General features: G+C 53.1%; 22 protein-coding genes and 1 other annotated feature. Of the genes, 21 read left to right on the forward strand and 1 reads right to left on the reverse strand.

The features are described 5' to 3' along the window. Positions 1 to 87: 87 nt before the first annotated feature. The 19 genes from spoVE (at position 88) to PCH01S_RS20400 (ending at position 19,825) form a co-directional block, all read left to right on the forward strand. Entirely contained in the window at positions 88 to 1,185 is a 1,098-nt protein-coding gene (gene spoVE, locus PCH01S_RS20310) for a stage V sporulation protein E (RefSeq protein WP_042232460.1), read from the forward strand. A 5-nt stretch (positions 1,186 to 1,190) separates the two neighbouring features. Then, on the forward strand, positions 1,191 to 2,321 hold the full coding sequence (gene murG, locus PCH01S_RS20315) for an undecaprenyldiphospho-muramoylpentapeptide beta-N-acetylglucosaminyltransferase (RefSeq protein WP_042232462.1): 1,131 nt from the start codon (positions 1,191 to 1,193) through the stop codon (positions 2,319 to 2,321). 209 nt (positions 2,322 to 2,530) lie between these two features. Next, positions 2,531 to 3,436, forward strand: coding sequence for a UDP-N-acetylmuramate dehydrogenase (murB, locus tag PCH01S_RS20320; protein ID WP_042232464.1), 906 nt, complete (start codon positions 2,531 to 2,533; stop codon positions 3,434 to 3,436). Positions 3,437 to 3,451: 15 nt separating this feature from the next. Further along, positions 3,452 to 4,738, forward strand: coding sequence for a UDP-N-acetylglucosamine 1-carboxyvinyltransferase (gene murA, locus PCH01S_RS20325; protein ID WP_042232466.1), 1,287 nt, complete (start codon positions 3,452 to 3,454; stop codon positions 4,736 to 4,738). Positions 4,739 to 4,832: 94 nt separating this feature from the next. Beyond that, complete coding sequence (locus PCH01S_RS20330) at positions 4,833 to 5,693, forward strand: cell division protein FtsQ/DivIB (RefSeq protein ID WP_241688719.1); 861 nt, start codon at positions 4,833 to 4,835, stop codon at positions 5,691 to 5,693. A gap of 460 nt (positions 5,694 to 6,153) precedes the next feature. Next, positions 6,154 to 7,407, forward strand: a complete 1,254-nt coding sequence (ftsA, locus tag PCH01S_RS20335) for a cell division protein FtsA (RefSeq protein WP_009671845.1) — start codon at positions 6,154 to 6,156, stop codon at positions 7,405 to 7,407. Between the two features lie 222 nt (positions 7,408 to 7,629). Then, on the forward strand, positions 7,630 to 8,778 hold the full coding sequence (gene ftsZ, locus PCH01S_RS20340) for a cell division protein FtsZ (RefSeq protein ID WP_042232471.1): 1,149 nt from the start codon (positions 7,630 to 7,632) through the stop codon (positions 8,776 to 8,778). Between the two features lie 204 nt (positions 8,779 to 8,982). Beyond that, positions 8,983 to 9,906 carry a sigma-E processing peptidase SpoIIGA gene (gene spoIIGA, locus PCH01S_RS20345; protein ID WP_042232472.1) on the forward strand — a complete coding sequence of 308 codons (924 nt, stop codon included), beginning with the start codon at positions 8,983 to 8,985 and terminating at the stop codon, positions 9,904 to 9,906. A gap of 29 nt (positions 9,907 to 9,935) precedes the next feature. Further along, on the forward strand, positions 9,936 to 10,658 hold the full coding sequence (gene sigE / locus PCH01S_RS20350; protein WP_042232474.1) for an RNA polymerase sporulation sigma factor SigE: 723 nt from the start codon (positions 9,936 to 9,938) through the stop codon (positions 10,656 to 10,658). Between the two features lie 271 nt (positions 10,659 to 10,929). Continuing rightward, positions 10,930 to 11,712 (forward strand): RNA polymerase sporulation sigma factor SigG, encoded by a 783-nt coding sequence (gene sigG, locus PCH01S_RS20355; RefSeq protein WP_009671832.1) that lies wholly within the window; start codon positions 10,930 to 10,932, stop codon positions 11,710 to 11,712. Between the two features lie 188 nt (positions 11,713 to 11,900). Continuing rightward, positions 11,901 to 12,197, forward strand: coding sequence for a YlmC/YmxH family sporulation protein (locus PCH01S_RS20360; protein ID WP_042232476.1), 297 nt, complete (start codon positions 11,901 to 11,903; stop codon positions 12,195 to 12,197). A 197-nt stretch (positions 12,198 to 12,394) separates the two neighbouring features. Continuing rightward, positions 12,395 to 13,249, forward strand: coding sequence for a peptidoglycan editing factor PgeF (gene pgeF / locus PCH01S_RS20365; RefSeq protein ID WP_042232478.1), 855 nt, complete (start codon positions 12,395 to 12,397; stop codon positions 13,247 to 13,249). Between the two features lie 48 nt (positions 13,250 to 13,297). Next, positions 13,298 to 13,981: a YggS family pyridoxal phosphate-dependent enzyme gene (locus tag PCH01S_RS20370; protein ID WP_042232480.1), complete on the forward strand. Its 684-nt coding sequence runs from the start codon at positions 13,298 to 13,300 to the stop codon at positions 13,979 to 13,981. Between the two features lie 36 nt (positions 13,982 to 14,017). Continuing rightward, the gene (locus PCH01S_RS20375; protein WP_009671786.1) at positions 14,018 to 14,443 is read left to right on the forward strand and encodes a cell division protein SepF; all 426 of its coding nucleotides are present in this window, start codon (positions 14,018 to 14,020) and stop codon (positions 14,441 to 14,443) included. 30 nt (positions 14,444 to 14,473) lie between these two features. Then, the gene (locus PCH01S_RS20380; protein ID WP_042232483.1) at positions 14,474 to 14,749 is read left to right on the forward strand and encodes a YggT family protein; all 276 of its coding nucleotides are present in this window, start codon (positions 14,474 to 14,476) and stop codon (positions 14,747 to 14,749) included. Further along, positions 14,749 to 15,528, forward strand: coding sequence for a YlmH family RNA-binding protein (locus PCH01S_RS20385; protein ID WP_042232485.1), 780 nt, complete (start codon positions 14,749 to 14,751; stop codon positions 15,526 to 15,528). The genes PCH01S_RS20380 and PCH01S_RS20385 overlap by 1 nt, the downstream gene beginning before the upstream one ends. Before the next feature lie 109 nt (positions 15,529 to 15,637). Beyond that, positions 15,638 to 16,123: a DivIVA domain-containing protein gene (locus PCH01S_RS20390; RefSeq protein WP_009671797.1), complete on the forward strand. Its 486-nt coding sequence runs from the start codon at positions 15,638 to 15,640 to the stop codon at positions 16,121 to 16,123. Between the two features lie 70 nt (positions 16,124 to 16,193). After that, positions 16,194 to 16,474, forward strand: a binding site (T-box leader). Positions 16,475 to 16,561: 87 nt separating this feature from the next. Further along, positions 16,562 to 19,324, forward strand: coding sequence for an isoleucine--tRNA ligase (gene ileS / locus PCH01S_RS20395; protein ID WP_042232488.1), 2,763 nt, complete (start codon positions 16,562 to 16,564; stop codon positions 19,322 to 19,324). A 69-nt stretch (positions 19,325 to 19,393) separates the two neighbouring features. Further along, entirely contained in the window at positions 19,394 to 19,825 is a 432-nt protein-coding gene (locus tag PCH01S_RS20400) for a DUF5665 domain-containing protein (protein ID WP_042232490.1), read from the forward strand. Between the two features lie 37 nt (positions 19,826 to 19,862). Here the strand turns inward: PCH01S_RS20400 and PCH01S_RS20405 are convergent, their stop codons facing one another. Beyond that, the gene (locus PCH01S_RS20405; protein WP_042232492.1) at positions 19,863 to 20,600 is read right to left on the reverse strand and encodes a TraR/DksA C4-type zinc finger protein; all 738 of its coding nucleotides are present in this window, start codon (positions 20,598 to 20,600) and stop codon (positions 19,863 to 19,865) included. Positions 20,601 to 20,741: 141 nt separating this feature from the next. Here PCH01S_RS20405 and lspA point away from each other — a divergent pair, with 141 nt between their 5' ends. Both lspA and PCH01S_RS20415 read left to right on the forward strand, forming a co-directional pair. Then, entirely contained in the window at positions 20,742 to 21,239 is a 498-nt protein-coding gene (gene lspA / locus PCH01S_RS20410) for a signal peptidase II (RefSeq protein WP_042232494.1), read from the forward strand. Further along, positions 21,236 to 22,201, forward strand: a complete 966-nt coding sequence (locus PCH01S_RS20415) for an RluA family pseudouridine synthase (protein ID WP_042232495.1) — start codon at positions 21,236 to 21,238, stop codon at positions 22,199 to 22,201. The genes lspA and PCH01S_RS20415 overlap by 4 nt, the downstream gene beginning before the upstream one ends. The last annotated feature ends 46 nt before the right edge of the window (positions 22,202 to 22,247 follow it).

The raw sequence follows: 22,247 nt of genomic DNA on the forward strand, positions 1-22,247 counted from the left end.
TCGTCCGCTTCCGGATTGCGGCAGCGTCAGTCATCTTAGTTTTCAGGCTGTAGGCACCCGATATTCTTATTCGTAAGAGGTGTCCCTATGGCTAAAGCGCGTTCCGCTCCGGATGTATGGATTCTGGTTTCGACACTGCTCATTTTGACGATTGGCGTAATTATGGTGTACAGTGCCAGCGGAGTGCTGGCCTTCCGTGAGTTTGGCGACTGGTTTTATTATTTGAAAAGGCAGCTGCTTTTCGCGGTGCTCGGTATCGTGGCCATGTTTTTTACGATGAACACCGACTACTGGGTGTGGAAAAAGTACGCGAAGCTCGGCCTGCTCATTTGTTTCGGCCTTCTGCTGGCGGTTCTGATCCCGGGGATAGGCGTGGTTCGCGGGGGCGCCCGGAGCTGGCTCGGAATAGGGTCGTTCGGGATTCAGCCTTCCGAATTTATGAAAATCGGCATGATTGTTTTTCTGGCCAAGCTTTTGTCCGACAGGCAGTCCCAGATCACGCTGTTTACGAAGGGGCTGCTGCCTCCTCTGGGGCTTGTGGGACTGGCCTTCGGCTTGATCATGCTTCAGCCGGATCTTGGCACCGGAGCGGTTCTTGTCGGCGCTTCCCTGCTCGTGATCTATACGGCGGGGGCCCGCATTCTTCATTTATCCTATCTTGCCATGGCCGGCGTCGCAGGCTTCGTCGGTCTGATTATTGCGGCCCCATACCGGCTGCAGCGGATTACGGCCTTTATGGACCCGTGGTCCGACCCGCTGGGAGCGGGCTATCAGTCCATCCAGTCGCTTTACGCGATCGGACCGGGCGGGCTGGCGGGACTGGGACTCGGAATGAGCAGGCAGAAGTACAGCTATCTGCCCGAGCCCCAGACGGATTTTATCTTCTCGATCATCGCCGAGGAGCTCGGTTTTATCGGCGGTGCGGCCGTACTGATCCTGTTCACGATTCTCATATGGAGAGGGATGCGCACCGCTATTACAGCACCCGACACGTTCGGCAGCCTGGTTGCCGTAGGTATTGTGGGAATGATCGCCGTTCAGGTGATTATCAACATCGGCGTGGTGATCGGAATGTTTCCGGTTACGGGAATTACGCTTCCGCTTATAAGCGCGGGAGGCTCATCCCTTACCCTGATGCTGACGTCGATCGGCGTGCTGCTCAACATATCCCGCTATTCGAGGTGAAACGAATGCGTATCGTATTCAGCGGAGGAGGAACCGGCGGGCATGTTTACCCGGCTTTGGCCATTGGGGAACAGTGCCTGCAGGACCACCCCGATTCGAAATTTTTATACATCGGCACAAGCTCCGGCCTGGAGCGTGACATTGTCGCGCGTTCCGGGCTGGATATGCCTTTTGAAGCCGTAGAAATTACAGGGTTCCGGCGTAAGCTGGCGTCTTTGGATAATGTCAAAACCGTGCTGCGCTTTCTGCGCGGTGTGGGCCGTGCCAAAAGCTTTCTCAGAGAATTCAAGCCCGATGCGGTGGTAGGGACGGGAGGATACGTTTGCGGCCCGGTCCTGTATGCGGCCGCCAAACTGGGCATTCCTACACTCGTGCATGAACAGAATGCCATCGCGGGACTTACGAACCGTTTTCTGAGCCGCTACGTGTCGACGGTAGCCGTCAGTTTTCGGGGAACGGAAGGAATCTTCCCTCAGGCCAAAAAAGTCGTCTACACGGGCAATCCGCGCGCGACTTCTATGGTAAATGCGGATGCGGCACGCGGGTTCTCCTCGCTCGGATTAACGCCGGATGCGAGACTCGTTGTCGTTGTGGGAGGGAGCCGGGGAGCCAAAGCCATTAACGAAGCGATGGTCGAACTGGCCCCGCTTGTACATGAGCTGCCCGGTGTGCAGTTTGTATTCGGAACAGGCCAGCCCTATTTCGAATCAACCGCGCAGCGGATTCAGGAGGCGGCGGGTTCGGTTCCGGTTAATCTTCAAGTCCTTCCGTATATTCATAACATGCCGGAGGTTTTGGCGGCGTCCAAGCTTGTCGTGAACCGTGCCGGAGCGTCTACTATGGCAGAGATTACCGCCCTTGGAATTCCTTCCATCTTAATTCCGTCGCCAAACGTGACGAACAACCACCAGGAGCATAACGCCCGTTCTCTTTCCGACGAGGGCGGCTCCGTAACGCTGCTTGAGAAAGATTTAAGCGGCCGGGTTCTTTTCGATCAGATCGGCAAAATCATGGAAGATTCCGTCCGCTGGGAACATATGGCGAAGCAATCCGCGAAGATGGGCCAGCGGGATTCCGCCGCACTTGTCGTCCGGGAGCTGGAACAGATTGTATCCGCCGGGCAACGGAGGCGTTAAAAGGCTGCCGGATGAAGCTTTTACGGGGAACTAGATGGGCCATTGTCACACTCTATCCGATTTAACATAAACTACACTATAACCGTGGCAGACACCTAAGGCAAAGCCGCCCGTACCGACTCCCGCTCTTGCCGGTAACGATAACCGGGAACCGAAGAATGCCGGGAAAGGGGCTTTTCAACCTTGAGTTCTGTGAAGGAGGTTTTCCCATGCACCAGTTAATTACAGACTTGCAAGCGGCTCAGGTGGGTGAGGTCCTGAAGAACGAGAAGCTGGCACCGTACACAACCTGGAAAATCGGCGGTCCTGCCGATCTGCTCGTTATCCCGCAGGATAAACAGAAGTTGGTTGAGACGATCCGGCTGCTCGGGCAGCATAAGGTTCCCTGGACAGTCGTCGGGCGCGGATCCAACCTGCTTGTGGGGGATAAGGGGATCCGGGGCGTTGTCATCAAATTAAGCCGGGCACTGGAAACGCTGCGTTTCGACGGCAGCACCGTCTACGCGGGAGGAGCCTACTCGTTTATCAAATTATCCGTCATGACCGGCAAGGAAGGGTTAACGGGTCTCGAATTCGCCGGAGGTATTCCGGGATCGGTGGGAGGCGCCGTTTACATGAACGCGGGGGCTCATGGTTCTGATGTGTCACGCATTCTTAAACAGGCTGAAGTGCTGCTGGACACAGGGGAATTGATCATCATGCAGAACAGCGACCTGCAGTATGCTTACCGGCATTCGGTGCTGCATACGCTGCCGGGCATCGTAACGGAAGCGGTCTTCGAGCTGCAGCCGGGCGACCGGAAGGAGATCGCGGGTGCAATGGCGGCGTACAAGGACCGCCGGCTCAGAACGCAGCCGCTGCAGCTCGCCTGCGCAGGCAGCGTATTCCGCAATCCGCCGGGCAATCATGCCGCCAAGCTGATCGAAGAAGCAGGCCTGAAAGGCACGCGGGTAGGCGGTGCGGAGATTTCTCCGCTGCATGCCAATTTCATTGTGAATACCGGAGATGCATCGGCCGAGGATGTTCTGGCCCTCATTGCTTTGGCGCAGAAGACTGTACGGGAGAAATCCGGTGTGGAGCTGCAGCCTGAGGTACTGGTGGTGGGCGAGAGGTAATTCGGAGGTGAGACATTGGAGAAGTTGGTAATCGAAGGCGGCATTCCCCTCTCGGGAGCCGTTCGGATCCAAGGTGCCAAAAATGCGGCGCTTCCTATTCTTGCAGCCAGCATAATGGCGTCTGGAACCCACACGCTGCGCAATGTCCCGAAGCTGCTCGACATTGAAGTCATGCTCGGCATACTCCGTTCCCTGGGGTGCGGCGCCGAGCACAAAGAGGACACGGTTGTGCTGGACACAACCGGTTTGAACAGCACGCACGTTCCCGAAGAACTGATGAAGCAGATGCGTTCGTCTATTTTTCTGATGGGTCCGCTGCTTTCGCGCTTCGGAACCGTCCAGGTTTATCAGCCCGGCGGCTGTGCGATCGGTGAACGGAAGATCGATCTGCATCTGAGAGGGCTGCAGGCGCTCGGAGTTACGATCGAGGAAACCGGCAGTACGATTATTTGTACCGCCGAGGACCTGAAGGGCGCCGATATAACGCTTGATTTTCCAAGCGTGGGGGCCACGGAAAACATTATGATGGCTGCCGTTCTAGCCGACGGGATCACAACCATCTCCAACGCCGCACGGGAGCCTGAAATCCAGGACCTCCAAAACTTCCTGAACGCGATGGGAGCGGACATAATCGGGGCGGGGACCGATACTATCACTATACGTGGCGTCCGCTCTTTACATGCCTGCACGTACCGGATCATTCCGGACCGTATCGTGGCCGGCACCTTTATGGTGGCGGCGGCCGCAACGAAGGGCAGCGTAGCCCTGGAAGGAGTGTGTCCCCAGCATCTGAATGCCGCCATTCATGTGCTGAGGCGCGCAGGTGTTCAAATTACGGTGCACGATGATATAATAAATGTGCACGCTCCAATAAGACCGCGGGCGGTCGAGCGTATCGTTACTGCACCTCATCCGTCTTTTCCGACAGACTTGCAGTCGCAAGTTATGGTGCTTCTTTCCCTAGCAGATGGAATCAGTATAATGAAAGAAACGATTTTTGAGAGCCGATTCAAGCATGTGGATGAACTCACCCGGATGGGAGCGGACATTCGCGTGGATTTCAACTCGGCGTTTATACGCGGGGTACCGAGGCTCTACGGGGCCACGGTAGAGGCTACCGATCTCCGTGCCGGCGCTGCGCTTGTCATAGCGGGGCTGGCCGCTCACGGCACTACCGTCGTGGAACAAATCCACCATGTCGACAGAGGGTACGACCGGATCGAAGAAATGCTCACCCGGTTGGGTGCGCGCATTCGCCGGCAGGCTCCCGTACCGGATCAAGCGCCGGTCACCGGTGAATAATGCAGTGCCTCTAGTCCCTTCCTGTTTACCAGGAGGGGATAAGAGGGTTTAACACGTTCACAAGGTTATGCAAAAGGAAGCGGGGGTGTCAGGCTTGCCAGAAGAGAATAAAGTTCCGGTGCTGCCGAACCCTAAACCGAGAAGGACGCGCGCCAACCGGAAGCTGCTTACGCTCTTGTTCCTGTTTTTCGTAACGATTCTGGCCGTTCTCTTTTTTCGCTCGTCCTTGAGCCGGGTCAGTGAAATCAAGATCGCAGGCAACGAACTGCTTTCTTCCGAAGAAATCGGACAAGCCGCCGCCGTCCGGAAGGGCGATCATTTTTTTGCGGTCGGGTCAGAGAGCGTACGCGGTAGGGTTGCGGCCCTCCGTATGGTTCAGTCCGTTGAAGTTTCCAAGCATTTTCCGGGACAAATCAGCATCGTGGTGCACGAGTATCCGCGCGTTGCGTTCCAGTTCGGGGCGGACGGCGTGAAGCAGGCGGTGCTTGCCGACGGTTCCACCGTTCCCGTAGTCAAAGAGGACATGCCGGTGGACAAACCCATTTTGACCGGATGGAAAGAGAACGATCCCAACCGCATCGCTCTTTGCAAAGCGTTGGCAGCCATTCCGGCCGGGTATTTATCGGACATTTCGGAGATACGCCCGGACCCGTCGGAAGCCTACAAGGACAAGATCAAGATGTACACCCGCACCAAGTTCGAAGTCGTGACGACAGTCGGTTATCTGCCGAATAAAATTATGAATTTGTCCGCTTACATCACGAGCATGCAGGGAAGCGAAGTGAATTCCGGCATTCTGATGCTGCTGGAAACAGACGATCACTTGCCGCTGGATACGAGCGCCGCCGGAAACAAAGGCAAAGCCGGAACCGGCTCAACCAAAAAACCCGATCCCACTCCGAAACCAGGCGGTAGCGTGAAACCGACTTCCACTCCCCAAAAGGATACCCGCTAATCCGATACGGGCGGTAAGGAAGACAAAACGGACGCTGCAGGAAAAACGAAGGGATCGCCTGCTCCTAATTTAGGAAGGGAATTCCGCCGGACAGGCCTCTTTATTTAAAGGAAGGGATTGGTAACAGGCGCCGTTGCGCCCTGTAATCTATGAGACTTTCAAGGGAGGAATCGATAGGGAAGCTGCGAGCTTTTCGAACGGCCGAAAGCCCGTATGAAAGGCGCTAGATTCATGAATTTTTCAGGGTTTTCTCAGGAAAATATTACTATCCACCCTATTAAATTAGTGTTAGAATCGATTTTATGGTATTCTATTTTTACCGGTTTAGAAGGCAAAAAAAGAGGAAATACAGCGTTCACAAAAAAAATACGCAAATAAAGAGGGAAACCAGCCGTCATGTTGAATAAGTAGAAAGCAGACGGGCTGTGCCCTGATTTCATTTAACAGGAGGTGCCAAAGCTTGAGCAACAATGACATCATTGTTAGTTTAGACATCGGTACATCCAAAGTTCGTGCTATTATTGGGGAAGTCGTAAACGGAACCATTAATATAATAGGGGTAGGATCAGCCGACTCGGAAGGCATCCGCAAAGGTGCCATCGTCGATATCGACCAGACCGTTCAATCGATCCGATCCGCGATCGATCATGCCGAACGTATGGTGGGCATACAAATTTCTGATGTTTACGTCGGGATTACGGGAAACCACATCGCGCTTCAGGACAGCCACGGGGTTGTGGCCGTGTCCAATGAAGACCGCGAGATCGGCGAAGAAGACATCGAACGAGTTATACAAGCGGCTAGAGTCATAGCGCTGCCTCCTGAGCGCGAAATTATCGGAGTAGTACCTAACCAATACTTAGTGGACGGCCAAGAAGGCATACACGAACCAAGAGGAATGATCGGGGTCAGACTTGAAGTCGAATCCACGATTATTACCGGAGCCAAAACAGGCATACATAACCTGCTTCGCGTTGTTGAGAAATCCGGACTTAAGGTGGCAGGACTCATATTGATGTCTCTGGCTTCCGGACAGCTTGCGCTTTCCAAGGATGAGAAATCGATAGGAACCGTATTGGTCGATATCGGAGCAGGTTCGACAACGATTGCCGTTTTCGATCAAGGTAATCTTGTTGCAACATCCACGCTGCCTATCGGCGGCGATTTCATTACCAACGACATATCAATCGGGCTCCGCACCCAAATGGATATTGCGGAAAAAATCAAGCTTAAATACGGCTGCGCGACGATTCAAGATTCCGCGCCGGATCAGGTGTTTAAAGTCAACCGGATCGGCAGTCAGGTGGATAAGGAATTTTCCCAGGTCGATCTGGCGAATATCATTGAACCCCGTGTTCAGGAAATTTTCCACCTGATTCGCGCGGAAGCCAGCCGGTTAGGATACAGTGATCCCGCCGGAGGTTATGTCCTCACGGGAGGTACCGTATCCCTGCCGGGGACTCTTGTCATTGCACAGGAAGAGCTGGCTGCTCCCGTACGTATCGCAGTGCCCGATTACATCGGTGTCCGCGACCCGGCTTATACGAGCGGAGTAGGGATCATCCAGTTTGTTTGCAAATTTTTGCGTAACCGTCCGGTTACGGCGCCCAAGAAGCAAACGGCCAACAAACCTGCCAGTGTCAAAACACCCCAGACTGAAGCGAGCCCTGGCTGGTTCGACAAAGTCAAAAATTTCCTTAAGGAATTTATCTAACGGGACGAGCTCTGCTGTTTCTGAATGCATCTTTCCCGGTTATGGATACAAGTGTCCCGTCACTGGCTCTGCAGCCTGCAACCAGGGGGACACGCGCACAGACACGCTTCAGAACCATGTTCGGGCTATGTGCGAGCTCTTACGATTACCGTGCCGTCAGGCGCGTTACCCATTTTGAGCTTACAGCTCACGGAAAGTTAAGTTAGGGGGACATTGACTGCTATGTTTGAATTTGATCTGGATATGGAACAATTGGCCCAGATAAAAGTCATCGGTGTGGGCGGCGGCGGCAGTAATGCAGTTAACCGGATGATCGAGAATGGAGTGCAGGGTGTCGAGTTCATTACGGTCAACACCGATGCACAGGCACTTCATCTGGCCAAATCGGAGCACAAGCTCCAAATTGGTGATAAATTAACGCGCGGCTTGGGAGCCGGCGCCAACCCCGATGTGGGGAAGAAAGCCGCTGAAGAATCACGCGATTTAATTATGAACACGCTCAAAGGCGCGGACATGGTATTCGTAACCGCAGGTATGGGCGGGGGAACCGGTACGGGTGCTGCTCCGGTTATCGCGGAAATCGCGAAAGAGTGCGGCGCGCTGACGGTGGGTGTCGTAACCCGCCCGTTCACGTTCGAAGGGCGCAAACGCGCCGCTCAGGCTGAACAGGGCATCGCGGCGCTCAAAGAAAAAGTGGACACGCTGATCGTAATTCCAAACGACCGTCTCCTTGAGATTGTAGACAAGAAGACGCCTATGCTGGAAGCGTTCCGCCAAGCGGATAACGTCCTTCGTCAAGGGGTACAGGGGATTTCCGACCTGATCGCCGTGCCGGGTCTTATCAACCTTGACTTTGCCGACGTAAAAACCATTATGACCGAGCGTGGTTCGGCTCTTATGGGTATCGGTATCGCGACAGGCGAGAACCGTGCCGCCGAAGCCGCCAAGAAAGCCATTATGAGTCCGCTGCTTGAAACCTCTATCGAGGGTGCTCGCGGGGTTTTGATGAACATCACGGGCGGTACAAATCTTAGCCTCTACGAAGTAAACGAAGCTGCGGACATCGTTGCTTCGGCTTCCGATATTGAGGTGAATATGATTTTCGGTGCGGTGATCAACGAGAATCTCAAAGAAGAGATTATGGTTACCGTTATCGCTACCGGATTCCAGGACAATCCGCAGCAGCAGCAGCCTCCTCAGCCGAATAACCGCCGTCAAGGCGGCGTACAGTCGCAGCAACAGCAGCAACAGGAGACACCTGCCGAAACTCAGCAGCGTGTGAACAATTTGCGGCCGTTCGGCGGTCAACCGGGAGACCTGGAAGTCCCGACGTTCCTGCGCAACCGCGGACGTAACAATCTCGACAAATAATTCCGCTAACGGAATGGCATAGGTGGAGAGCAGCAAGCTGAGCCCTCCCGGAAAAGCCGTCACAACTGACCTAAGGTCAGTTGTGACGGCTTTTTTCTTTTCCCCACTATGCGACAAAAATAGTTGGCGGACTCCGGCACGTTTAGACAGACTTTGAATTCGTCTTTTAATATACTAATCTCATCCGCTTGGGGGTGAGGAAAATTGGTCGTATACGCGGATCTGATTTTCCTGGTGAATGTCGTCATGGATGCCGCCGTTTTACTAGTGACCGCGCGGACGCGACGATTGTCCTTCAAACCTTGGAAACTGGTGGTGTCCTCTGCGCTGGGCGGATCTTATGTACTGCTTATGTTCGTACCTTCCTTGTCGTTCTTGTTTACTTTTGCGGCAAAGATCATTATGTCTCTCTGCATGGTATGGATTGCTTTCGGCTATGGCAGCTTGCAGCACTTTTTGCGCAACACGGGCACCTTCTATGTAGTCAACTTTGTGGCGGCGGGGGGCGTTTTCGGCCTGAACTACGTGTTTCAAACATCGGGCGATGTGATGAACGGGCTTCTGTTCAGCCAAACGGGTGCGGCGAGGTTCAGTATCCGGATCGAGACTTGGGCAGTCATCGTGTTAGGAGCAGGTTCTCTGGTGCTGCACAGACTGGTGATGGCGGGAGTAAAGAAGAAGGAAGAACTGGCCGTCCATCTGGCGGAAGTAAGTGTGATCGTGGACGGTGCGGATTTCCGTTGTACAGGCTTGATCGATACGGGTAACCAGCTCTACGATCCGCTGACACGGACTCCGGTGATGGTCATGGAGGCTTCGCAGCTTGCGAGTATGCTGCCGGAATCGTGGTTGAAACGAATCCGGGCAGCCGAGGTGGAACAGATTATCACGGCGATAGGTACGGAAGAAGACTTTGTATGGCAGGACCGTTTGCGGTTGGTGCCTTACCGGGGAGTAAACCGGAATACGCAGTTCATGCTGGCGATTAAACCCGACAAGGTGGTCATCACGTACGGCAGCGGTCAAGTGGAAACGACGAAAGTACTTGTAGGGCTGGACGGAGGTCAACTCTCCGGTGACGGGGCGTATCATGCCATTATTCATCCGACGCTGGTTGCTGCCGGCTAAAGAAAGGTTATGAGTGGGAGGAAGCGGTTATGCGGATCAAATGGAAATTGCAGATGCTAATTTTTTATTACAAGATTCTTATCTTTTTCGGTCTGAAAGGTGAAGAAATTTATTACATAGGAGGAAGCGAAGCACTGCCTCCTCCGCTAACGCGGGAAGAAGAGGAATATTTGCTTGGAAAACTGCCCTCCGGGGACGCGGCCATCCGTGCCATGCTGATTGAACGCAACCTCCGGTTGGTTGTCTATATAGCCCGTAAATTTGAAAATACGGGCATTAACATTGAGGATCTGGTCTCCATAGGAGCGATCGGTCTTATTAAAGCGGTTAATACGTTCGACCCTGAGAAAAAAATTAAATTGGCGACTTATGCGTCACGCTGCATCGAGAATGAAATTCTCATGTATCTCCGCCGCAACAGCAAAATACGGACAGAAGTGTCGTTCGACGAACCGCTGAATATCGATTGGGACGGAAACGAGCTGTTATTGTCCGATGTGCTGGGCACCGAGAACGATACGATCTACCGCAACATCGAAGAGCAGGTAGACCGCAAGCTGCTGCATAAAGCGCTCGATAAGCTGACGGACCGGGAGCGAACGATCATGGAACTTCGTTTTGGTCTCCAGGACGGTGAGGAGAAAACGCAGAAAGACGTTGCGGATCAGCTCGGCATTTCCCAGTCCTATATTTCCCGGCTGGAAAAGAGGATCATCAAACGGCTGCGCAAGGAGTTTAATAAAATGGTTTAACCCAAAGCCTATCACCTGTGTGGTAGGCTTTTTAGTATGACATTTCCATACGATTTTAAGGAGGTGCCGGATAATCTCCCCGAACGGGAGACGTATCTGCCTTCTTTTAAAAAAATTATCGGAAACTGAAAGCGAATACGGGCCAACAGCGGCAGGAGAGAGCAAGCATCCGGGCACTTGTCAAGGGGGGAGACACGCTCTTCACAGCGCATAAAAACACGGGTCGCGGAGATAATTAACAGTAATGTTTCTCCTTGGGAGGTAAATCACCGTGACCCGAAATAAAGTCGAAATATGTGGTGTCGATACCGCCAAACTTCCTGTTCTGACGAATGTGGAAATGCGTGAACTGTTCACCAATCTGCAGACGAAGAACGACCGATCCGCAAGAGAGAAACTGGTCAATGGCAACCTGAGACTGGTACTCAGCGTGATTCAGCGTTTCAACAACCGAGGCGAGTTCGTCGACGACCTTTTTCAAGTGGGCTGCATCGGCCTGATGAAAGCGATCGATAACTTCGATCTGGGCCAGAACGTGAAGTTTTCAACGTATGCGGTGCCGATGATCATCGGAGAAATACGCAGATATCTGCGGGATAACAATCCGATCCGTGTCTCCCGTTCTTTGCGGGATATTGCTTACAAAGCGCTTCAGGTCCGCGACAGTTTAACGAACAAAAATTCCCGCGAACCGACGATTTACGAAATTTCCGAAGTGCTGAATGTTCCGAAAGAGGATGTCGTGTTCGCGCTTGACGCGATTCAAGACCCCGTTTCCCTGTTTGAGCCGATTTACCATGACGGCGGGGACCCGATCTATGTGATGGATCAGATCAGCGATGAACGCAACAAAGACATGTCGTGGATTGAAGGAATCGCGTTGAGAGAAGCGATGAGAAAGCTCGGCTCCCGCGAAAAAATGATTTTGTCGATGCGCTTTTTCGAAGGCAAAACCCAGATGGAAGTCGCCGATGAAATCGGAATTTCGCAGGCGCAGGTGTCAAGGCTGGAGAAATCGGCGATCACCCAGATGCAGAAACATGTCAAAAGCTGATTGATCACCGCCTGCCCGATTTACTTGCACGCACATCTATCGAAAGCCCGGATTCCGGGCTTTTTGTTATGCCCGCTTTTCCGGTTGGACCCCGTGAGCCGCTTTTCTTGGTTTTTCAGGACATTTTGGCCGTGTCCCTCATATACTAGAACAAACGGGCGAATAACCTGAAAGCGTGGGGTAAGCAGATGAAAATATCCGACTTTCAAACGAAAGACGTTATTAATATTGTGGATGGCAAGAAACTGGGCCAGATCAGCGATTTGGAGCTTGAACTCCGTCAAGGCCGGATCGATTCCATTGTCGTTCCGAACAGCAGCAAGTTTTTCGGTTTGTTTGGGGGAGGAACGGATCTTATCATTCCCTGGAAGAATATCGTCAAAATCGGAGCCGACGTCGTTCTGGTCAAACTGGAGGAAGCGAAAACTTACCGGGCCGTCGAGGAGAGCGATTCCGCTGATTATAACCGCAGCCCACGCGGGTAATAGAAGTGGATATGAGGACGGTCGTACTTTCGGGCGCTTCGTTAGAAGGCATCGGTTATAAAACATCGGCTATAAAACGAAGACGCCCCTTTTTCATAACTGCCGCACCGCCAATTTTTGTCGTCTTATGACCGATATGGTAAACTTGAACAAGCAGAAAAGGCCGCTGTAGGCCGGGGATACGGAGGGGACAAGCAGTGGAACCGTTTGTACGCAAGAAATCAAATTCCGGTGAACCGGAGCTTTTTGTGCTGGAAAGGCTTCAGGAACGTTTTCCTTTCGTTCAGGCCGGATTTACATCGCGTCACGGAGGAGTGAGTTCGGCTCCTTTCGATTCGCTTAATCTGGGCTTGCATGTAAACGATGCGGACGAGGATGTCGTCGAGAACCGGAAGAGACTTGCCGCAGCGCTCGGAGTGCCCTTTGAAGCGCTCACGTTCGGCGAACAGGTGCACGGCAAAGAGGTAGCGGTCATCGAAAAGAAACAGATGGGAAGCGGACGCATATCGCGTGCCGATGCGATTCAGGGCAAGGACGCTTTTATCACGGCCGGAAAAGGAATCATGCTCTGCGCCTTATACGCGGACTGCGTTCCGCTTTATCTGATCGATCCGGTGAACAGGGTCGTAGGAATCGCCCACGCCGGCTGGAAAGGAACGGTCCAGAATATCGGCGCGGCCGCGCTTGCTTCAATGACCCGCTCCTTCGGAAGCAGGCCGGAAGACGTGCACGCCGTAATCGGGCCTTCCATAGGCGGCTGTTGTTACGAAGTGGATGATTTTGTCGCGGGCCGCGTTTACGAGAGCCATTTGGATACCGGCATTTCCAAAAAACAGACGGAAACTGTCGTTATCCCCCGTAAAGAAGGCAAATATCAGTTGAATTTGCAGGAATGCAACCGACAATTTCTTGAGAAAGCAGGAATTTTGTCGTCGCATATAGAAGTAACAGAGTTATGTACGAGCTGTTCGACCGATCTGTTCTTTTCCCATCGTAAAGAAGGGGGTTCGACCGGGCGTATGGCAGCCTGGATTGGTCTCAGAAACGACTGATCCGGCCCGACAATATATAGACAGCATGGAGGGAGTGAACCGCTGCTGATGAATTTGCAGGCGCGTATTGAAGATGTGCACCACCGCATTGAGGCGGCTTGCCGGCGGTCCGGCCGCAGCCCTGAAGACATAAACGTGATCGCGGTTACGAAATATGTATCTCTGGAAGCCACGCGCGAGGCTCTCGACCATGGGTTAACACAGGTGGGAGAGAACCGCTGGCAGGATGCCAAAGAAAAATGGGAAGCACTCGGGGACCGGGGCGACTGGCATTTTATCGGGCATTTGCAAACGAACAAGGTGAAGGACATTATAGGGAAATTCGCGTATATCCATTCTCTGGATCGTGCTTCGCTGGCCAAAGAACTGGAAAAAGAGGCCGCCAAGCGGGATCTTTTCGTCAAATGTTTTATACAAGTGAACGTATCCGGCGAGGAATCCAAATACGGACTGCCCCCGGAGGAGCTGGAATCCTTCGCGAAGGATTTGAAGCAGTACCCCCATCTTCAGATCGTCGGCTTGATGACCATGGCCCCGCTGGAGGCCGAAGCGGAAGCGACCCGGCCCGTATTCAGGAAGCTGCGCGAGCTGAGGGACGCGCTCAACGCCGAGCGGATTCTGCCGGAACCTTTGCGGCATTTGTCCATGGGGATGTCGGGAGATTTTGAAGTGGCGATCGAAGAGGGCGCAACTTGGGTGCGTTTAGGTACCGTGCTTGTCGGAAAGTCTTGAATGAATACCATCTTTTCCACAGAGGAGGAGCGTCGGATGGGCGTTATGAATAAATTTATGAATTTTATCGGACTTCAGGAAGAAGAAGAGGTCGTAGAACGGGAAAGAATTGTAGAAACTCCGGAAGAACCTGAAACCCCGGTGCAGGAACAACGTACGAAACAGAGTAAGAATAACATTGTGAGCATTCATTCGCAGAAAAACAGCCGTGTTGTTCTTCACGAACCTCATTCTTTCGACGATTCCCAGGAGATCGCGGATCATCTGCGTTCCCGCCGGACCGTCGTCGTGAATTTGCAGCGGGTTCGTCCCGAACAAGCGGTACGTATTTTCGATTTCCTGAACGGGACCGTTTATGCGCTGAACGGATCGATCTCCAAGATCGGCCCGAATATTTTCCTGTGCGCCCCGGATTCCGTAGAAATTCAGGGATCGATCTCGGATTTTTTGCATGAAGCTTAGCATTGGACAAAAAGGTTGAGGTGAAAGCGGTTGGTCATGAACATTTACGGGTTAATCGATACATTGGCCCAAATTTACTTTTATATGATTTTCGGTTACGTGCTGCTTTCCTGGTTCCCGAATGCACGCGAGAGCTTTATCGGCGAACTGCTGGCGAAACTCGTGGAGCCCTATCTGAGCGCATTCCGCCGCTTTATCCCGCCGATCGGCCCGCTTGATATTTCTCCGATCGTTGCCATGGGCGTATTCTGGCTCGTCGTCGCAGGCCTCAAAGTCGTGGTCGGCTACATCGTGGGGATATTCTAGTGGCCAAAGAAATTTACGGGCATTTCCATCCCGATGAGCATGCTTTCGTGGACCGGGCCCAGGAGTGGGTCGAGAACGCCGCCCATCACAAAGTGAAGCGGACGGACTTTCTCGATCCCCGGCAAGCTTTTATCCTCCGCACACTGGTTAACCGCAATCCCGACGTGAACTGCAGATTGGATGGCGGGTACCCGGATGCGGAGCGCCAGAGAGCGATTCTCGGGCCGGATTACCTGAATCTCTCGGGCGAAGATATGGGGCTGAGAGTTCTGTCCGTAGAATCCGGCGACAGCAAGTTTCAGGCGCTTAGTCACGGCGATTATATGGGAGCGATTCTGGCGCTCGGCATGAAAAGGGACAAGGTAGGGGATATTAACGTATCCGAACAGGGCTGCCATTTCGTCGTGGCGGAAGAAGCGGCCGATTATCTTCATCTCAATCTCAGCCAAGTGCATCGCGTGCATGTGACGACCGAGATTTTGCCCATCGATAAGTTGAGACCGTCCGCCGTTAAACTGGAGGAGATGTCGCTATCCGTAGCTTCTCTTCGTCTGGATGGAATTGTAAGCGATGTATTCCGATTAAGCCGGGCCAAAGTTCTCATTCCGATCGGGGCCGGCAAATGCAAAGTGAACTGGAAGCCCGAAGAGAATCCGAGCGTCCCCCTACAGGAGGGCGACGTCGTTTCTTTACAGGGCTTTGGGCGTTTTCGTGTCCTGGAAATAGAAGGAGTGACGAAGAAAGGCAGAACCCGCATGAAAGTAGGCAAATACGTTTAACCTATTTTTAAGTGCGAGGAATGAAGGAATTTTCGCTTTTCCGTCGAAATTCTATTTCTTAACTGAACCGTACAAACTCTCCACCGGTTAACATTCTAGGAGGTGCACCATGCCCTTAACACCACTCGATATACATAACAAAGAATTTGCGCGCTCTTTCCGCGGCTATGACGAAGATGACGTGAACGAATTTCTGGACCAGGTCATCAAGGACTACGAGGCCGTTATTCGTGAAAACAAAGAGCTCCAAAACCAAATTCTGGCGCTGCAGGAACGGCTGGATCACTTCTCCAATATTGAAGAAACGTTGAGCAAAACGATTATTGTCGCGCAGGAAGCCGCCGATGAGGTGAAGAACAACGCGAAGAAAGAAGCGCAGCTTGTACTCAAGGAAGCGGAAAAGAACGCCGACCGGATTATCAACGAATCGTTGACGCGTTCCCGTAAAGTTTCGATGGAAACCGAAGAGCTGAAGAAGCAGGCGAGCATTTACCGCACACGCTTCCGCACTCTGCTCGAAGCGCAGCTGGAACTCCTTCAGGATGAAGGCTGGAAGACGCTCGATCACGACAAGGTGCTTGAACTCGAGAAGTAATCGGCTTACAAGAACGGGTTTCATTGACTACCAGACCCGGATTCGATATACTTCGGGTAACTGAATCTTTCGTAAAGCGATGACTGGGCCAAGTATTCCGTACAGCAGTGTCAGCGAGTTAGGGTGGGTGTGAGCCTAATCTCTGCAGCGGACGAAAATCCCCCAGGAGCGTCTCTTGAAAAGCGAAGTAGGGAGCATCGGGTAATTCCGTTATCGATTCGTCGAGTGAGACTGACAACCGGTCGTCATTTCTTTTTTCACACGGGAACCGGATTTCTGTGTGTGGGGATGGCAGCGGGCTGGAACGGTCTAACAAGGGTGGTACCGCGAGCTTAACTTCTCGTCCCTTTTGGGATGGAGAAGTTTTTTGCATTTTAGAGAGCTAGAGGGAATTGTCCCGGAAGGGATCAGCGTACTAAGACTAGGGAGTGAATGGATTTGGATTACGGAAAAACATTACAACTGCTGAAAACGGACTTTCCGATGAGAGGTAATCTGCCCCAGGCGGAGCCTAAAATGCAGGCGCATTGGGCAGAAAACGACATCTACGCGAAAGTGCAGGAAAGCCGCAAAGGGCGGGAGAAGTTCATTTTGCATGACGGCCCCCCGTACGCCAACGGCGACATTCATATCGGCCATGCGCTGAATAAGATTCTTAAGGATATCATCGTCCGCTTCAAAACGATGCAGGGCTATGATGCGCCGTATGTTCCGGGCTGGGACACGCACGGACTGCCGATCGAGCAGGCTATCGCCAACAGCGGCAAAGTGGACCGTAAAAAGATGTCCGTTGCCGAATTCCGCAAATACTGCGAAGAATACGCGCTCCAGTGGGTGGAACGGCAGAAGGAACAGTTCAAGCGCCTCGGAATCCGCGGAGACTGGGATCATCCTTACATCACGCTGCAGCCGGAATATGAAGCCGAGCAAATCCGGCTTTTCGGTGAAATGGTCAAAAAAGGCTATATCTACAAAGGCCTGAAGCCGGTGTACTGGTCTCCTTCTTCGGAGAGCGCTCTGGCTGAAGCCGAGATCGAATACAAAGAAAAAACGTCTCCGTCCATCTATGTCGCATTCGATGTAGCGGACGGCAAAGGCAAGCTTCCTCAGGATGCGGCTTTCGTCATTTGGACGACCACTCCGTGGACGCTCCCTGCGAATCTGGGCATCTCCGTTCACCCGGACTTTACGTACGCTGTTGTGGAAATGAGCGGCAAAAAATACGTACTGGCCGAAGGTTTGCTGGAATCGGCTGCGAAAGCAATCGGCTGGACCGACTACAGCATCGTGTCCACGGTGAAAGGAAGCGAGCTGGAGAACGTGACCTGCAAGCATCCGTTTTACGACCGGGAGTCGCTTGTCATGCTGGGCGAGCACGTTACGCTGGAAGCCGGTACAGGCTGCGTTCATACCGCTCCCGGCCACGGTGAGGACGACTTTATCGTCGGGCAAAAATATAAGATCGGCGTCCTTTGTCCGGTGGACGATCAAGGACACTTCACGGCGGAAGCGCCGGGACTGGAAGGCGTTTTCTACGAAAAAGGAAACAAAACGATTCTGGAGTGGCTGGAAAACAGCGGTCATCTGCTGCACGCTTCCTCCATCAATCACCAATACGCGCATGACTGGCGTACGAAAAAGCCGGTTATTTACCGGGCGACGGAGCAGTGGTTTGCTTCCATCGATAAATTCCGCGATGAAATGCTGGAAGAAATCAAAAAAATCAAATGGACGCCTAATTGGGGCGAGATCCGTCTTCACAACATGATCGCGGACCGCGGAGACTGGTGTATTTCCCGCCAGCGCGTGTGGGGCGTACCGATTCCGATTTTCTACTGCCGCAGCTGCAATCATCCGATCGTTAACGATCAAACCATCGAGCATGTGGCCAAGTTGTTCGAAAAAGAAGGCTCCAACGCGTGGTTCACGCTATCTGAGAAGGAGCTTCTGCCGGAAGGCCTTTCCTGTCCGGAATGCGGCCATGGCGAGTTCCGCAAAGAAACGGACATCATGGACGTCTGGTTCGATTCGGGTTCCTCCCATGCGGGAGTGCTGGCCAAGCGTCCCGAACTGCAGTGGCCGGCCGATCTGTATCTGGAAGGTTCCGACCAATACCGCGGCTGGTACAACTCCTCCCTGATCACGGGTGTGGCGGTAAAAGGCCAATCCCCTTACAAGGGAATTTTGAGCCACGGCTTTACTCTGGACGGAGAAGGCCGCAAAATGTCCAAGTCGCTCGGCAACACGGTCGATCCGAGTCAAGTGTGCAACAAGCTTGGCGCCGACATTTTGCGTCTGTGGGTATCTTCGGTGGATTATCAGTCCGACGTGCGGATTTCCGACAACATCCTGAGCCAGATTACGGAAGTGTACCGTAAAATCCGCAATACGCTCCGTTTCCTGCTGGGCAATTTGAGCCATTTCGATCCGGTGAAGGATCGTGTGGATTTCGCCCAAATGAGCGAGCTGGACCAGTATGCGGTTATCCGTCTCAACAGAATGACGGAAAAAGTAATCAAAGCCTATGACGCCTATGAATTCCACGTCGTCTATCAGGCGGTTCATCACTTCTGCGCCGTGGAGATGAGCTCGTTCTACCTGGATATCATCAAAGACCGCCTGTACGCGGACGCGGCCGACGATTCCGCCCGCAAAGCTTCGCAGACGGTTCTCTACGACGCCCTGCTTGCCATTACGAAGCTCATTGCGCCGATCTTGCCGCATACGGCCGACGAAGTGTGGAAATACATTCCGGGCGTGGAGCTGGACAGCGTACAGATCAGCGAACTGCCGGAGATCAGAACGTATGTGTATAACCAGGAACTGGAACAGAAGTGGGACGGCTTCCTGAATATCCGCGACGAAGTACTTAAAGCGCTGGAAGAAGCGCGCCAGAACAAAACAATCGGCAACTCGCTGAGTGCCGCGGTTGATTTGTATCCGAGCGAGGCGGCGTTCGAGCTGCTCAGCGGTTTCGACAAGCTTGATACGCTCTTCATCGTCTCGGCCGCAACCCTGCACAATCCGTCCGAGAAAGCGCCGGAAGGAAGCTACGAGGCTCAAGATCTTGCCGTGCAGGTGTCCGTCGCAGAGGGAGAGAAATGCGAACGCTGCTGGATAGTCACACCTGAAGTTGGGCAGAACAAAGAACACCCGACTCTGTGCGCCAGATGTGCGGAAGTAGTTTCCCGCCTCGAATAACGCAGCCCAGGTAATGGAATTCGCCGCCGTGTGGAGATAGGGGAGACCAAATCTGCAGGAGCGATTTTCATGGATAACCTGAATGAAGAACGGAACAAACGAAACGAACGAAACGAACCCGTTAAGGCCAGGCCTCCGGAGGAACATGCGGAGCCGGAGCATCCGGATTTGCCGGCCAATGCCTCCCTTACGGGCGATGAGGAAAAACGGCTGATTCATCATATCCATGAGAAAGTAAGCGAAATAGCGACCAATATCGAACGGACGCAAATTGCCGATTACGTGACGCTGATGAACAAGCCGCGCAGACTCATTTTTGCGAATCTTATAGCGGGGATTTCCAGAGGAGTGGGGCTCGGTCTCGGCATTACCGTATTCGCCGGTACCATCCTCTACGCACTGAAAGCTCTGGGCGCTTTGAACCTGCCCATTATCGGCACCTACATTGCGGACCTTGTGGAGTATGTCCAGTTTCAGCTGGAAGGGCGCCGGTTTTATTAACCGGGCGCGTTACGAAGGAAAACGCAGAGCCGCTTGTTCAGCTCTGCGTTTCTTCCGATGTATAATCCGGCTCAAGAAGAGGATCTCCTTCTTGATTATCCCAATAAGAGCGATAGGCTTTATTCCGAATAACGGATACATGATTGCCGTAAATATCGGTGGCAAGGAAACTTTCGAACGGTTCCACATAGCCGTCAAGCTCGTCTGCCTCGACGTACATGGCATTGTAATCGCCTATGTTCGGATCTTCCGCCATGGCAGGAGAGTCGGAATTGCCCCAGCTTTCCACGATCTGCCAAGCGTCTTCGCCGTCAAATTGATTTTGGTCCGACCGTTCGTCCAGACTTGTCCGTCCGAAAGGCGGGGCAAGAAATTCCTCTTCCACCGGTCTTCTGTCGGATGCGTGCCGGTTCGGCACATGCTCCAGGCAGTACTGGGTTGTCGGAATAGCGCTTAGCCGCTCGTAGGGAATGGTTCTGCCGCACTCGATGCAAATCCCGTAGGTGCCGGCAGCCAGCCTTTCCAGTGCGAAATTGACCTGATCGAGATGACGTTCGGCATTTTCAAGCAGAGCGATGTCTTTTTCCCGCTCGAACATTTCCGTGCCTATATCGGCGGGATGATTGTCGTACGTGGACAGCTCTCCAGTGCTTTCACCCATAGCCTGGGACATCCCAAAATGTTCGTCGAGCTCCAATTGCTCTTTAAGTTCTTTTTTCTCGATAAGAAGCTGCTGTCTGAGCTGGTCCGTTTGATCGGATGTCAGTATATGCATAGGGGTACATCTCCCTTCGGAAGGTGGCCTGCAGCAATAGGGTTTACGAAGGCTCCCTTTTTTAGTGTGGAAAATGAAAGCACCGCAGCCAAACGTTTAACGGACGACACGCGACAAGCCGTCGTCAGAGGAGGAATCCGGTTGTATTATTATTTACTTGCACTTATCGTCTTTTTGATTGATCAGGGGACCAAATGGCTCGTGGTTAAAAACATTCCGCTGCATGACTCCATACCGGTGATCGGCGAGTTTTTCCAGCTGACCTCGCACCGCAACCGCGGCGCCGCTTTCGGAATTTTGCAGGACCAGCGCTGGTTTTTCATCCTGGCTACCTTGATAATCGTCGTTGGAGTCGTTTTATATCTCAACAGGACCCGTAAAGCCGGGCAGAAGCTGATGTCGCTGGCGCTCGCTCTGCTTTTGGGAGGCGCGGTAGGAAATTTTCTGGACCGTCTTCTTTTCGGCGAGGTTGTCGATTTCCTTCAGCTGCATTTTCAGTTTTCCTTTTTCGGCAAAGCGGTCGACTACATTTACCCGATCTTTAACATAGCGGACTCCGCGATCGTTATCGGCGTCATTCTGATTTTTATCGATTCGATCATCAGCTGGAAAAATGAAAAAAGAGGGACGGCATCATGAGCGAACAAAACAACTATGAGTTGGAACAAAACGGAATGGATGAAACGGAAAGCGAACCGACGCGCTGGCAGGTCGAGGCCGAGCAGAACGGCGAGAGAATCGACAAGCTTCTGTCCGATGCCTTGGACGGAGTGTCGCGTACGCAAATCCAGCAGTGGATTAAAGACGGCCATGCCCGTGTGGACGGCCGGAACGTAAAGCCTAACTACAAGCTTTCCGGAGGTCAGGTCGTCGATCTTGCGATTCCGGATCCCGAACCGCTGGATATCGCCGCGGAAAACATCCCACTGGATGTCGTTTACGAAGACGGGGACGTTATCGTGATCAACAAGCCGCGCGGACTGGTGGTGCATCCGGCTCCCGGTCATTACAGCGGTACGCTGGTAAATGCGCTGATGCATCACTGCAAAGACTTGTCGGGCATCAACGGGGTTATGAGACCCGGCATCGTTCACCGCATCGACAAGGACACTTCGGGACTTTTGATGATCGCGAAAAACGATCAGGCCCATGCAAGTCTGGCCGAGCAGCTTAAGGAGCACAGCGTGACCCGCAAATACGTGGCGCTTGTCCACGGGAATTTGCAGCACGACCACGGAACGATCGACGCGCCGATCGGCCGGGACAGCTATGACCGCAAGCTGTACACCGTGACGGACAAAAACTCCAAACATGCGGTCACGCATTTTGCCGTATTGGAGCGGTTTGACGGGTATACGCTGGTGGAGCTTAAACTTGAAACGGGCCGGACTCATCAGATCCGCGTTCATCTCAAGTTCATCGGGCACCCGCTCGTCGGAGACCCGTCCTACGGCCGCAGCAAGGGGATGACCATGGACGGTCAAGCGCTTCACGCGCAGATTCTCGGTTTTACCCATCCGCGAACAGGAGAACGGCTCGAATTCGAGGCGCCGATTCCGGAGGATATGGCGGATCTTTTACACCGTCTGCGCAATCTGTAAGGACAATCAGGGACAGGCGGAAGCCGGTCCCTCTTTTTTAAAACTA

The sequence above is a fragment of the Paenibacillus chitinolyticus NBRC 15660 genome (assembly GCF_000739915.1).
GTDB lineage: Bacteria > Bacillota > Bacilli > Paenibacillales > NBRC-103111 > Paenibacillus_F > Paenibacillus_F chitinolyticus.

What these genes read in the sequence shown, in the direction of transcription:
- spoVE (WP_042232460.1), top strand. Translation starts at nt 88, where the DNA reads ATGGCTAAAGCGCGTTCCGCTCCGGATGTATGGATTCTGGTTTCGACA.
- murG (WP_042232462.1), top strand. Translation starts at nt 1,191, where the DNA reads ATGCGTATCGTATTCAGCGGAGGAGGAACCGGCGGGCATGTTTACCCG.
- murB (WP_042232464.1), top strand. Translation starts at nt 2,531, where the DNA reads ATGCACCAGTTAATTACAGACTTGCAAGCGGCTCAGGTGGGTGAGGTC.
- ftsZ (WP_042232471.1), top strand. Translation starts at nt 7,630, where the DNA reads ATGTTTGAATTTGATCTGGATATGGAACAATTGGCCCAGATAAAAGTC.
- sigE (WP_042232474.1), top strand. Translation starts at nt 9,936, where the DNA reads ATGCGGATCAAATGGAAATTGCAGATGCTAATTTTTTATTACAAGATT.
- PCH01S_RS20360 (WP_042232476.1), top strand. Translation starts at nt 11,901, where the DNA reads ATGAAAATATCCGACTTTCAAACGAAAGACGTTATTAATATTGTGGAT.
- PCH01S_RS20370 (WP_042232480.1), top strand. Translation starts at nt 13,298, where the DNA reads ATGAATTTGCAGGCGCGTATTGAAGATGTGCACCACCGCATTGAGGCG.
- PCH01S_RS20375 (WP_009671786.1), top strand. Translation starts at nt 14,018, where the DNA reads ATGGGCGTTATGAATAAATTTATGAATTTTATCGGACTTCAGGAAGAA.
- PCH01S_RS20390 (WP_009671797.1), top strand. Translation starts at nt 15,638, where the DNA reads ATGCCCTTAACACCACTCGATATACATAACAAAGAATTTGCGCGCTCT.
- PCH01S_RS20400 (WP_042232490.1), top strand. Translation starts at nt 19,394, where the DNA reads ATGGATAACCTGAATGAAGAACGGAACAAACGAAACGAACGAAACGAA.
- PCH01S_RS20405 (WP_042232492.1), bottom strand. Translation starts at nt 20,600, where the DNA reads ATGCATATACTGACATCCGATCAAACGGACCAGCTCAGACAGCAGCTT.
- PCH01S_RS20415 (WP_042232495.1), top strand. Translation starts at nt 21,236, where the DNA reads ATGAGCGAACAAAACAACTATGAGTTGGAACAAAACGGAATGGATGAA.